Origin of the sequence: Pseudoalteromonas luteoviolacea NCIMB 1944 (assembly GCF_001625565.1) — a bacterium.
Taxonomy (GTDB): Bacteria; Pseudomonadota; Gammaproteobacteria; order Enterobacterales; family Alteromonadaceae; genus Pseudoalteromonas; species Pseudoalteromonas luteoviolacea_F.
In genome coordinates this window covers 1-13,350 of sequence record NZ_AUXS01000040.1, presented here as the reverse complement: position 1 = coordinate 13,350, position 13,350 = coordinate 1, and the positions used below count along the sequence as shown (strand labels likewise).

The window sequence follows — 13,350 nt, the reverse complement described above, 5'->3', positions numbered from 1 at the left end:
AACCGGCTTTCCTTAGACTTTACTCATCACTTCGAAACAGATTAAACACAAAAGGAAACCACGATGAATATTCTTTCTAGAGACACATTACAGTTAGGCGGATTTGCAGGGATCACAGAGCACAGACTTGTAACCGACAGCCGAGTATTTGCAGGACGTAAAAAGCCAGAAACATTTGAAGGGTTGGGCAGCATGGTCTACCTTGCAGACGCTCGTTACTTGCCACACGGCCAATCAGGTATGCACCCACACAGCGAAATTGATGTCATTTCAATTGTGCTAGAGGGGCGCGTCAGTCACGAAGGTTCGCTCGAGCACGGCAAAGATTTAATCGCAGGTGATGTGCAAGTTCAAAGGGCGGGCGGTGAAGGATTCAGCCACAATGAAATTAACCCAGATGACCAACCTAATCGCATGTTACAGGTGTGGGCACTACCAGAAGTATCTGGGCAAGCTGCTGAATATAAGTCTTATACACCTAAAACAAAAGGTACAACACGCATTTATGGCGGCAGCCAATCACAAACAGATACCTTTGCCAGCGCCACGACAATGGACATCGTCCATTTAGATACCGCTGACAGTATCGAGATAACCAATGATGCCTTGGTTTATATCATTGCAGGTAACGCGGAGCTGCGCCACATAGATGGATCCATTGATATAAAAGAAGGTGATTTAGTTAGAAATACAGAGCTAAACATCGTCGCTAAAGCGCATACACAACTACTCGTTGTCTCTCATCGCTAACCTCAGTTTAATCAATAGGAGCAATGACTATGAAAACCACAACACCTAATCAACATGTATTGGCTTTGATCAACTACATTGCATTACTGCCACTGGTGTATTTTATTCCTGAACTGATAGCGCCATTTATTGGCGCAAATAAACTGCTGCATGTTGCCATTGCTGTAGCACTTATCGTGCCCGTGATCTCTTACGTCGTCATGCCGATAGCGGTAAAGCTACTTTCAAGGAATAACGCACAATGATGACTGCATAGTACCACCCACAGTGTGGGTGGTTAAGCTGTCTATCTACGATAAGTTATCAATGAAATGACAAGCCATACATAAGCACGCGGCCTGCATTATAATAGTCAGCCGTACCCGTTGCAGAGATTCTGATTTTAGAAGTTGTTACGGCCTCAGGTAATCTGTAAAGCTCTCTGACAAATCCCTTGCTAGGAATACTAGAGGTAAACTCAAAGTCACCCTTTTTGGCCCAAGCGCCATTTTCCCATGCTTCCAGCGTAAATGTCGTTAATCTATTGCCTTGACCGTTATTGTACGTGCCTAATTTGAAAGACTGTATGGTAAAGTTTCTTTTCAGCTCTATTGAAAACGACATGGGGAAAGGTAGACCGCCCGTGTCTGACTGCAAATAAATACCTTTCGTTGCATCATCTGTATCCATCAGGCAAGTCTCATTCAGAGGTCTGGTGTAATCAAATTCCCCTCCAGAGAATACCGGATCTGAGTCCAGACGGACAACATCAGAACATGCAGGTGGGGTTGTTAAAGCATCACTGTATTCAAAGCCAAAGTCCCCCTTGCTGCCGTTAGAGCCGTACCAAGTGCCAGTCCAGACATTTGCGGCGTTTCGAGTACCTGTAAACCATTTTACGTTGCCATTGTCATTGAGTTTAAAGTGAACTCTAGGCTCTAGACCACTGCCGTAGAAAGCGTTATTGGTTTCTTCAACTTCACCTGACAAAGTCACGTATTGGCCATCGTTGCCAATAAGCATATTTCCCTGTTGAGTTAAGTTTATTGAAATCGAGTTGGTTGCATGGTTAACACCATCAAGTGAATCATCAAAATTAATCACAACGTTTTGCGCAAATGCACAGGGCGCTGCGAAAAGTGAAGCCAGAACAATCCTTTTACTAAGTTTCATGTATATACCTTTAAGTTAGTTGTTTTTTTGATCAATTACAGATATCTACCGCTATAGACTCCGAGCGAAAGAAAATAATTACAAAATTTTGTTGTGAAATTGTTACATGTAGGCAAGGTTAAATATATCCACCAAAAGCTTGGTTTCCTCATTCACGGTAAGCTGTGCTCATGTTTGTGCATTCACAGTCTATAGCTATAACTGAAATATTGACTAAGTTAAAGGGTTCGTATCAGTCGAATATAGAGGTTAGAAATATTTTACCGGGGTTTAAGGGGGAATGGGCAAGTGTGATATCGGGGTCAAGCGGCGGATAGGAACTTTGCTGCCAAGGCGTGTCCTTTAACTTAACAATGTAGTGGTGAGCCGTGCTCTGTGCGATGGCAATGCAAGGCAGCACCATACTGGTGATCAGTAAAGATGAACATTGGAATTTCATAGACATTGTCAACCCCCTTTACAAACACGAATCGAGCTTTGCCCATGGCTGTCCAGCACCATGATTTTGCGCTGGCTTTATGCCTCGATTCCACCAGCGAGCCCGATATTCTATGTCATTGAGGTGGACTGTTTTTCCTTGACCATAAGCGACTGTCGCCGACCATGGGGTACTGCCAGTGCAACCCGGAGGCTTTTCACCAATTTGAATTTGTTGAGAAAACTCCGCTGATAAACCTTCATTGTCGGCGACACGTAGGGTAACAAGGTAGTTGCCCGCTTTGGCATATTGGTGACTGACAGCCCCTTGTTGTGAGGTGAAGCCATCACCAAAGTCCCACAGATAAGTCACTATCTCGCCGTCATCACTAGAGCTATCGATTAAGTGCAACGTTAACTGTTCCGCCTGGTAGGTAAAGTGTGCTGTTGGCGCACCATCATTGGTTGTGCAAGTGCCATCAAATTGCCATACATTCGGATACGCGGCAGGCTGCGCGCCAGTTCCCCAATGAATCGCGGTGTATTTGTTGTTTTGATATTTTACTTTGTCCCCTTTTCGGTATTCTGTACGGCTATTCCACAGTGGTCGGTCTTCACAAATTGGCGCTATACCATCATCAATACCCAGCTGCTTTACCTTAAACCCTTGAATGTTATCTGTGTTTGTCACCTTTAGTTTGACTACATAGACGCCCTCTTTGGCATAAGCATGGGTAGGTGATCGCTGTGTCGAACTGTTGCCATCACCGAATTCCCAAAAATACGAAACGATCCCTTGGTCATCATGCGATGCATCTTGAAATGACACGGTTAAATGCACCGCTTCGTGGGTAAAGTCGGCCATAGGTAAACCCGTTACTGGTTGGCACTTGAGGTTTTTTAGGTACTCATTAGCGGCAAAGGCTTTAACAATACCGAATCCATAGTAGTCATCTCGGCCTAGCTCTCCTCTATCTTGAGCAGTTGCTTGCAGCGCGTTGCGGATCTGCGCATTGCTACAATTTGGGTGATGCCCCCAAATTAATGCAGCAACCCCCGAAACATGGGGCGTCGCCATAGAAGTGCCACTCATGGTACCGTAATCGCCAGAGTTTAAAGTAGAAAGCACGTCAACACCCGGCGCTGCCAGCTCAACCTGATCATTATGGGTCGAAAAGCTCGCGCGTTCACCTTGTTCATCAACTGCCGCAACCGCAACAACATTGTCATAAGATGCCGGATAGTGCTGACTTTGCACGCCACTATTGCCAGCGGCGGCGATGTGCAATACGCCTTGTGCATACGTGTCATTAAAAGCAATACGCTCAGCTTCTGAGGGCTGCCCACCCCCTAAGCTCATGCTAGTAATTTGGGCACCCGCAGCAACACATTGATATATTGCGGCGGCAATGTCTGAACCATAGGCCCAACCTCCGCCGTTGTTGAAAACTTTGACAATATGCAAGCCTAGCGTGCCTGAAGGGTTCACGCCCACAACGCCAAGGTCATTGTTACCAATCGCGGCGACGGTCCCGGCAACATGGGTTCCATGGCCATGACCATCCTGATACCAATGACCGGTGTTGTGCTCTCCATAACCATCACTACCTGTGATACCTAAGTTTGGCAAATCAGGGTGGCCCAAAGTATAGCCAGTATCTAAAATACACACTTTTCGGTGCGGTGCACCGATATCACGGAGTAGATCTGCTTCGACCATTCTAATGCCGTATGGTGTAGTCTGCGCACTTAAATATCGCTTGGGGTCCACTTCAATTGATTGAACATCAGGATGGTTTTTTAAGCTGAGATACTGATCCGGCGTTAGCGTTAACGCCATTGCATATTGCTCTAAAAGATGTTGCTGTGGCTGCGTTGATAGTTTTTCAGCCTGTATATTGAGATACCCCTTGGCATGTTCAAGTTGTTGAGTAACTGATAGGCCCTGCACTTTAGGGGCATTAAATGTCACGATATAGCGATTATCCTCAATGGCTACATGTTTGCTCTGCTGGCCAGCCACGATGAGATGAGAGAAAAAAGATAAAGACAAAACTAAACCCCAAGCAGTTATTCTGTTGGGCTTAAAAGAGACTTTGGCGTTATTCATAATTAGCTCAATTGAAACACCTTGGTCACACAAACCGTGACCAAGGTGGATTAGAATAAAAAGGTGGGCGAACCCACCCCAGGTTGGTTAGCTAATACCAATCGGCATGAACAGAGTCACAAGAATGGCAATTAAATTGCATTCCCCCGGCAATACGTTCCAGTTGACGCTAACTACTCAAACGACTTGCCATGGGTTATCAGCAAATTTGCACACTCAAATTTATGCCCCTATGCATACTGATTGGTAAGTAATGAAACCGAATTAGTCACACTGCCCGTTGTTGATCCACACATCCCAACGGCCAGAATATTGCTCAGGGTTTTTCCGTGTGGACCATTTCGCCGTGTATTTGACGTTATTGAGATGGACTTGATCGTCCTTCACGTAGGTTTTGTTGGCTTGCCAAGCAGGGAGTCCACCGCACGTTTGAACACCTTGATCGACTCTCAATATCATCACTTTACTGCTAGAAATCTGAGCTTGGTCTTGTACCGTCAACGTAATTGTATACTCACCTTTGGTGGCAAAGGTGTGGGTAGGCGCTTCGTGTGAGGAGAGATTGCCGTCACCAAAATCCCATTGATAACTGACAATGCCATTGTCATCCCAAGAATTATTAATAAATTTGACAGTTAAGCCATTTGCCTGAGCGCTGAAATCCGCTGTGGGCGCAACGTTAGCTGCATAACAACGACCTTGTTTTTGCCAAATATCAGGATAACGCGTTGGATAGGTTGCAAACGTGTCTTGTTTCGCAATGTATTTGTAGTTTTGATAAAAAACCCGATCGCCAGGTGCATACGTTTGGTGCACAGAAAATGCAGGCAGCCCTTCACATTCATCGGGTAGGCCACTGTTAACTATCACCTCTTGCTGGCTGATACTCGCTTTGCCTTGAGCATCGGTTGCAAGTAAAGTGACATAATAACGACCATCATTTATATAAGTGTAAGTTGGGTTTTGCTCCGCTGAAGTATCTTTCTCTGGATTGTTCACATCGTTGAACTGCCAAAAATGACTAATAACAGCGCTGTCATCGATGGACTGATCAATAAAAGACACCGTTTGTGCGTCTATCGAATGGCGATAGTTTGCAACGGGTTGCTGATTGAGTGCACCGTCGCAACCATGTTCAGTTAAGTAGTCACTTGCGGCCTTAGCCTGCACGATCCCGTAGCCATAATATTGGTCTCGACCATCCGTGCCTCTATCTTGCGCACTTAATACCAACGCATTGCGAATATGCGCATTGGAACATTCACGATGATTACTCCACACCAGCGCGGCAACACCTGTCACATGAGGTGTCGCCATAGACGTGCCACTCCATGCTGCATAACGGTTACCAGGTAGTGTTGAGTTAACCTCAACTCCCGGCGCTGCCAGCTCAACTTGACCATGAAACTGGGAAAAGCTCGCCCTGTTGCTGTGTTTGTCGACCGCAGCGACCGATATTACATTGTCGTAAGACGCTGGATAGTGCTCCATTGAAGAGCCATTGTTGCCGGCCGCCGCGATATGCAAGATACCTTCGGCATAGGTTCGATTAAACGCGTCGTTTTCCACCGCAGAAAATGACGTGCCGCCCAAGCTCATATTAATGATATCAGCGCCAGCGTCAGCACACTGCTCTACCGCAAACGTAATTTCAGATCCGTAAGTCCACTCTCCCTTATCATCAAATACTTTGACAATATGCAGCCCAACTGTGCCAGACGGGTTTACACCGACAACGCCGAGGCCATTTCCGCCAAGGGCAGAAATGGTGCCTGCAACATGGGTGCCGTGACCATGCCCATCATGAAACCAATCGCCAGTGTCGTACTCACCATGACCATCATCTCCGGTTACGCCAGTACTCGGTAAGTCAGGATGATCAGGTGAATAACCGGTATCCATCACACAGACTTTCACATTGCTTGCTTGTGCATCTGACAACAGCCTAGCTTGAACCAAATCTATCCCATAAGGAATTGTTTCAGCAGCCAAATACCGCTTTGGATCTACTTCAATATACGCTGTATCTGGATGCTTTAACAACGCTTGATATTGGCGCTCCGATAACTTTGCAGCAAACGCATTTTGATTGGGTAAAGCACGTAAAACTTGGCTATCGATGTCTTTAGCTAAATGTACCATCAGCTGTGTTTTTGCCAGTGCAAGATGCTCACCTTGCATACCCTGAAGACTCAAACGCTGTGAAATTGCAGCGTCATTCATTTTGACGATATAACGCTGTGAATCGTCCTGTGCGAGCAAATTATTGGATAATAAGGCACCTAAAAGCCCCAAATTGATCAGCGACAGCTTGCCGCATCTTCGTTTGTCTGTACCAACATATACATTATTCATGATGACTGTCCTTACATGCTCATAATTAAATGTTTTGTATGCTACTAAACTCAGTGCGCCACAAAACATCTTTTATTTCAGCCACATGCAATCTCTCATTTAGCGATAGTTCACTATGTTGAGTGTGTTACTAACTTTTTTGCAATCTTAGTGGCCATTGCAATACACCAAGCTAATCACACAAGATGTGGCCCCGAAAAAACCGCCCTATTGTCTGTTTCATTTTATCTATAGAAATCATAAGCCCGAATACAATGTATACAATATAAAATTGATTGTATACATATTTTTAACCTTTGATTCACACAAGGTGTTGTTTGAAGTGCGATGTTGAGCGCAAATTGGGCATGTTCATCAGCTAAGTTCGCTGACAATTTAAAACAGATGTAACAGCAGGATTGTGATCTTGAAGCTTACAACTCTGAGTGATTGATATGTAAGTCTATTGTCTCATTACATTAATGGATACATGTAAACGTCAATGTTGTTTGGTCAGTGCTAAATCCGCTACTGTGCAACCCCTCTTCTATGCAAAAATAGTGTACCGATTGTACATATTAGCATCCATTATCACTGCTAATTGCTTATATTGGCTGTTTTCCAAGCCACTGAACTCTAAATTGTTGGGGTGAGACACCAGTTTGCTTTTTGAAGAAACGGCAAAAATAACTAGTGTCGTCATACCCCAGATCATAAGAAATTGTTTTGATGTTTTTATTTGAAAAAGCAAGTAAGCGCCTTGATTCAACCAGTACTTTTTCGTGCAATAATTGCGTCACGGATTTACCAAACTGTACTTTGGTTAGCTCACTTAATCGCTTATTTGTCATAGCTAACTGTTGCGCGTAAAAACGGGTATCCTTGTGCTGAGAGAAATTGTCGTCGATAAGCTTCAGTAATTGGATCATTCTTTGGTCTTGCCGAGTCTGCGAGAATGCCTCAGGGCCTAGATATCGCATGACATAGCGTAAAAAAGAGACCAGAAGGTTACTCATCATATCTCTATCCGGAGATGCTAAAGCTAGCTCATCCTCAATGATCTTTATTAAACTCCTTAAGTGCTGATCACCTACTTTATCTAACGTGATGAAAGGAGCATCGCTGCGATTTTGCAAAAAGAGTTTACCGATAGGCTGCTGACTTTTAATCTGCGAGTCGATAAATTCGGCGTTAAAGGAAATTGCATAAATATTGTCCGGCAGTTCGTGAACGTCATGGACCTGCCCAGGTGTAATAAAGAACATTCTGCGCGGTAACATAGCATACTCTACAAAATCTATACTTTGTTTTCCCTCACCAGAAAGGACCCAAAAAACCTCATAGTATTCATGTCGATGGGGTTGTGGAGATTCAGGCACTGCATCAACATCTAAAAACTCCACATCAAATGATGTCCCTTTAGGCAGCCTTTTGGTATCTAGCATGTTTCCCCCAACAATTAAGCGTTTTGATAAAATTGGCTATCACGCCCAAGATTGCAACCTCTTAGAATAGTCTCATTGCCCATGACTGTATTTATTTCACTTTGCCTCGTTGCACAGTTGTAGATAGTCAAAGTATGCATTACCGCGGCAAACTTTAAAGCGCATAATTAGACTAATTTATAGGATTATTTGAACATTTTGGTAAACCAACCTAATTGAAGGAAGATAAAGCAAACTCTTCATCAAAAATTTAAAGTGCTATCTAGAATAACTCGAAGAAGAGACAAAGTGTTTTAGATTAAAGACTTAAAAATACTGCTAAAGTAATTACTGAAAACACCAAACACTTCATGGGCAAAAAGTGCCACAAAATAGAAAGATCGTCCATTTATCAGCACCTGAGAGAGTGAAAAAATAATTGCACATTTTTTATATCTCAGGTGGAACAATGAACATAAATACTCTGTTTTCAAACACGCAGTTTCTAGGATTATCTACCGCGATACTAGGGATATTATTGATGAGCTTTGACCCCATATTCATTCGATATGCGGGTGTAGGCGGGACTGATACTATTTTCCTTTTCGGGTTGTTTACCGCGATATCCATGCCTGTCTTTTTAGCCATAATAGATAAAAGAGGAATTTACCGCGCAGTTAAACAAAGCGGTTGGCCGCTTATCGCTGCTAGTCTGTTGATGCTAATCGGCAGTAGCACCTTCGTGGTCAGCATAAAACATACCACAGTGGCAAATACTTTTTTAATCCTTGCGACTACGCCGGTGATTTCAGCACTATTTAGCTGGCTCATTTTACGTGAAAAGTTAAACAAAGATATCTGGATGCCCATAGCCTTGGTGCTCTTTGGCGTCATTATTGTTGCAAGAGGCTCGCTGTCTTCACTTAATTGGTTTGGAGACACCATGGCACTGATCTCAGTAACAAGTCTTTCTTTGCTTTTTGTTTTACTTAGAAAATACCAACAAATAAGTAAACTCGCGGCAGTTGGCTTGGCAGGCATGCTGTTGGCCTTAACCATGCTTTATGATGCCGAGCCGTCAAGTTACTCCACCAATACTTGGCTAATAATGGCTGCAATGGGTTTATTTACAGCCCCATTAGGTAGAGTGCTGTCTATGAAAGCGACAACTTACATTAGCGCCGCTGAAGTATCCATGACCCTCGTGCTCGAAGCCGTCTTTGCCACCTTTTGGGCCTATCTATTTTTTCAAGAATTCCCCCCTTTAGATAGCATTTTTGGCGGCGGGATCATCCTCTTGTCACTCACAGTCTACACCTGGAGATCCGTTAGATCTCAAAAGCTTTGATCTAATTCTCTGATTTTATTCTCTTATCATTAGGAGGTTTTATGAAAAACCAATCACTGCCTATTTTTATTAACGCACTGTCTAAGATATGGGGGCCTTTAACAGCCGATCTGACTAAACACAGTAAACAACTTTTAGAAACACTCGCAGCCAATTGCAAGGATGATGATTGGGTACACACGTTGCTCGCAAACAAAACTCCCAATACCATTGTTTATCGCAGTGAAGAGCACGGGTTTATCTTGCAAGCCCATGTAGAACAGCAAGGTGACTATAGCGTCCCCCACGATCATGGCAATGGTTGGGTTTTGTACGCAACAGTGACAGGTGCTGTTGAGATGGGTGTGTTTCATCAAGTTATTCAACCAGATGGCACGCTTACAGCTGTGCAAAAAGATAAATACCTGCAAAAATCCGGGCAGTGTCATGTTTATTTACCCGGAGATATTCACGATACAAAAGCCTTGCAAGATGGAACGCTTATGTTTCGACTCACAAGCTGTGATTTTGAAAAAGAATTCAAAGAAGGCCGTTTGATCCGTTATATCCATAACTGCGATAGATGGTAGCGCCTCCTTACTGGGCTTTAATAAAACAGGCTTTTAACAAGGAAGTTAAATACCTTTTAGCTTGCGCATAAGATCAAAGCCGAGCTTAGTGACTTTTTGCCCTTTGAGTTTATGCAACCCTGAAATATTAGATAAAATGATATAGCCTGACTTATTTTGTAAGTCTAGCAACATAACTGAGCTATAGCCGCCAGTTCCTCCATCATGAAAATACACGGTATCGGTTTTATTTGAGCTATCTAATACATACCAACCTAAAGCCATTTTGGTAAATCGTTTTTCATACGTAAGTTGCTGTTGGCATTGTGTCCAAGACAACATGCCGTCAAATTGTGCAGCGGCGAATTGACCGAGATCTTGAACGGTCGACAGTACAGCTCCAGCTCCTTGCAATACCCCTAAATCCCAATTGTTGATTGGCTCGCCACTTTTACTCAGACCCATAACCAACTCACCATGAACATCACGCCAATTACAGAAACTACGATGCATATTGAGCGGTTCAAAAATACGTTTTTGCAGGAGCTGCCCGTAATTCATGCCATCCATCTTAGCCAGCACATAGCCCAGCAATCCCATCCCTAAGTTGGAATAATTGTGTGTGCGTTTGGTGTTGAGTTTTATATCATGGGCAAGATGCGTCAGAAGATCTGATTCCAAATAGGCAGCATAAGGGTTGTTTTTACGCTTAAACATTGCCTGCCAGAGCAGCCCTGGCGGCAGTCTGGGTAGGCCGGATGTGTGTGTTGCCAAAGACTCAAAGGAAATTTCTGCATTGTCACGAATGTCAATCGCTAGATGTTCATTTATAGCATCATTTAAACTCAGTTTTTTCTCACACACCATTTGTGCTAGCACTGCACAAGTAAACAATTTAGTTAATGAGCCTATTTCGAACACCGATGTACGGTTGTCGACTTGCTCAACACCTTTGCGACCGTGCCTCGCACCATAGTAGTGACAGTCACCGGCCACAAACTTAGCCACTGCCAGTTCAGTGTTGGGCGAAAACAAACCTACAACACTATTTATTGCTTGTATTTCTTGATCGTCAAACTGCATATTCGTGCCCTTCCTTCTGTGCTGCTTTTATTGGAGCACATGCGCGGACACACAACAAAACGAATAACGTAAGCAAATGTTTATATTGAAATAGATTGCATTGCGCTGAACACGCTATAGCGGCAACTGCTCCCGGTAACTCCCAGGCGATACCCCACACCAAGTAGTAAATGCGCGAATAAATGAATTAGATTCTTGATAACCCAATAAAAAAGCGATTTCACTGAGAGACACATGCGACCTGCTAAGATAATGTTTGGCCAATTGTAGGCGCACATCTTGTAACACGCGGTGAAAAGTAGTTTGTTCCTCGGTTAGCTTGCGCTGTAGGGTACGTTTACTCATAGTCAGCTTTTGTGCTACAAATTCTATATCGCTGTGCCCTGCTGGCAGGGATTCAACCAGCACCGCACGCACACGCTCCACAGTTGTGGCCGTCGCTGTGAGATCCGCCAGCTTTTGCTTCAGCCCACCTTCGAAGTAAGTCCACATACCTGAGTTTGCCGTCAAAAAAGGACGCACTGCATCTTCTGCTTTAAACATCAAAGACAACTTGTTACCAAGCTTAGGTTTACACCCAAAAAATGCTTCGTATGCCGCTAAATTATTCGGTAATTCCGGTAATACCACAGCCAAAGGCGTCACTTCATGACGAGTTGCCAAGCGCAACAGCTTAGTGAAAAATACCATTTCAGTCAGTGCTAACACGGTTGGAACTGCGCCTTCATACCCATAACAAGACAGTGCCATTTCGGTGCTCTTTTCACTCACGTCGAGATCCATTTTCATTGGGCCTATTAACGGTTTGTAATGTTGGATCCGAGACAGAGCCGTGTTTAGATCAGGGCTACAAAGCGCGGCAAACAAGGGGGCGTCGAAAACCTCAACGGTCAAATGTTCAGCAACCAATAAAGGCACATCCCGACCCTCTGCGGCCTTTTCAATCGCCAGCCACCAAGCGAAATACTCTTTAGGTGAAAGCATTACCGAATCTCTATTGAGTATGTCCGCCGGCAACTTGGAATAAGCCACCACTGTCTCAACATCAATATTCATGTCTTTGAGTAATATTTTACAATTGGAATGCACCGTAAACTTGCTAGCAATTTTCATAACTTGTTACTTTTCCATTGATTGACGCGATAACTTAAGCACCACTTTGCGTGGCAATAAAGGTGTGATCCAATTTAGTAAAAACTGTAATTTATGCTCATTAAAGGCCACCAGCTTACCTTTTTGCATCGCTCGATACCCACATTCAGCCACCGACTTTGCCGACTTCGCATGTTTCCACACATCAACGCCCTCAAGGTTCCCCGCCGCCACAAAACCTGTATTAACCGCACCAGGACACAGTGCAGTGGCCGTCACGCCGGTGCCGTCCAGCTCTTCTGCAACAGCTTGTGTATAAGAAGTCACGTAGGCTTTTGTTGCGTAGTATACCGCCTGCAATGGTCCCGGTAAAAATGACGCCGTGGAAGACACATTTAAAATGCGCCCGTGTTTTCGGGCAATCATGCCTTTTGAATATAAGTGAGTAAGATCGGTCAATGCAGTGATATTTACTTGTACCATTTGTTGATCCGCTTCAAGATCGCGCTGGTAAAACAACCCGTGGCCCCCAAAACCAGCATTATTAATTAGCACATCAATGTCGATATTGAGCGCATTGGTTTTATCAAAAATACGCTGCGCCGCGTACGGTTGAGATAGGTCTTCAATTATCACAGTCGCTTTGATGCTGTATTTTATTTCAAGCTCTTTTGCCAACGCATTAAGCTTATCTTGAGAGCGAGCAACTAATACCAAGTCGCCCCCTTGCTGCGCGTGAAGATGCGCCAGTTCTAAACCTATACCACCCGATGCGCCTGTAATAAGTGCTGTATTTGCCATTTGTTTTGCCTCTGCTTAAACCCCGCTGAACAATTAAATCCAGTATAAACATTCAAAACACGCCACACACTGACAATTTGTGACACCCAATATGCAAAAGGCGACAACATCACTCAAAGTGTGCCAATGTGGAAACCCCCATTACAGTTTGAAAGTAGTCAAAGTCCGTGTTGCCACAAGCTATCAACTACCTCAGCCGCCACCCTGACGAAGGTCAGGATCCATCTCACGCTATGCCATCAAACTCAACTGCACCTCAGCCGTCATCCTGACGAAAGTCAGGATCCATCT

General features: G+C 44.1%; 12 protein-coding genes. 4 read left to right on the top strand and 8 right to left on the bottom strand.

Going from position 1 to position 13,350, the window contains the following annotated elements:
* Positions 1-63 precede the first annotated feature (63 nt).
* Together N483_RS14610 and N483_RS14605 are read left to right on the top strand one after the other, a co-directional pair.
* A complete protein-coding gene (locus tag N483_RS14610; protein WP_023398269.1) occupies positions 64-750 on the top strand; it encodes a pirin family protein in 687 nt (228 codons plus the stop codon).
* 29 nt (positions 751-779) lie between these two features.
* Positions 780-995 (top strand): hypothetical protein, encoded by a 216-nt coding sequence (locus tag N483_RS14605; RefSeq protein ID WP_023398270.1) that lies wholly within the window; start codon positions 780-782, stop codon positions 993-995.
* A 58-nt stretch (positions 996-1,053) separates the two neighbouring features.
* Here the strand turns inward: N483_RS14605 and N483_RS14600 are convergent, their stop codons facing one another.
* From N483_RS14600 to N483_RS14585, 5 genes are all read right to left on the bottom strand, one after another.
* Entirely contained in the window at positions 1,054-1,902 is an 849-nt protein-coding gene (locus tag N483_RS14600; protein WP_023398271.1) for a hypothetical protein, read from the bottom strand.
* A gap of 232 nt (positions 1,903-2,134) precedes the next feature.
* Entirely contained in the window at positions 2,135-2,347 is a 213-nt protein-coding gene (locus N483_RS27025) for a hypothetical protein (protein WP_023398272.1), read from the bottom strand.
* A 12-nt stretch (positions 2,348-2,359) separates the two neighbouring features.
* Positions 2,360-4,429, bottom strand: a complete 2,070-nt coding sequence (locus N483_RS14595) for a S8 family serine peptidase (protein ID WP_023398273.1) — start codon at positions 4,427-4,429, stop codon at positions 2,360-2,362.
* 264 nt (positions 4,430-4,693) lie between these two features.
* Entirely contained in the window at positions 4,694-6,784 is a 2,091-nt protein-coding gene (locus N483_RS27290; RefSeq protein ID WP_023398274.1) for a S8 family serine peptidase, read from the bottom strand.
* Positions 6,785-7,368: 584 nt separating this feature from the next.
* Positions 7,369-8,208 (bottom strand): helix-turn-helix domain-containing protein, encoded by an 840-nt coding sequence (locus N483_RS14585; RefSeq protein ID WP_023398275.1) that lies wholly within the window; start codon positions 8,206-8,208, stop codon positions 7,369-7,371.
* A gap of 448 nt (positions 8,209-8,656) precedes the next feature.
* On the opposite strand from N483_RS14585, the gene N483_RS14580 reads away from it, so the two are divergent.
* A complete protein-coding gene (locus N483_RS14580; protein ID WP_023398276.1) occupies positions 8,657-9,535 on the top strand; it encodes a DMT family transporter in 879 nt (292 codons plus the stop codon).
* A gap of 41 nt (positions 9,536-9,576) precedes the next feature.
* Positions 9,577-10,104, top strand: a complete 528-nt coding sequence (locus N483_RS14575) for a hypothetical protein (RefSeq protein WP_023398277.1) — start codon at positions 9,577-9,579, stop codon at positions 10,102-10,104.
* Positions 10,105-10,149: 45 nt separating this feature from the next.
* Here N483_RS14575 and N483_RS14570 read toward each other — a convergent pair whose 3' ends face one another.
* From N483_RS14570 to N483_RS14560, 3 genes are all read right to left on the bottom strand, one after another.
* On the bottom strand, positions 10,150-11,166 hold the full coding sequence (locus N483_RS14570; protein WP_023398278.1) for a serine hydrolase domain-containing protein: 1,017 nt from the start codon (positions 11,164-11,166) through the stop codon (positions 10,150-10,152).
* A 114-nt stretch (positions 11,167-11,280) separates the two neighbouring features.
* Entirely contained in the window at positions 11,281-12,279 is a 999-nt protein-coding gene (locus tag N483_RS14565) for an AraC family transcriptional regulator (RefSeq protein ID WP_023398279.1), read from the bottom strand.
* Between the two features lie 6 nt (positions 12,280-12,285).
* Positions 12,286-13,059 (bottom strand): SDR family NAD(P)-dependent oxidoreductase, encoded by a 774-nt coding sequence (locus tag N483_RS14560; protein ID WP_023398280.1) that lies wholly within the window; start codon positions 13,057-13,059, stop codon positions 12,286-12,288.
* Between the last annotated feature and the right edge of the window lie 291 nt (positions 13,060-13,350).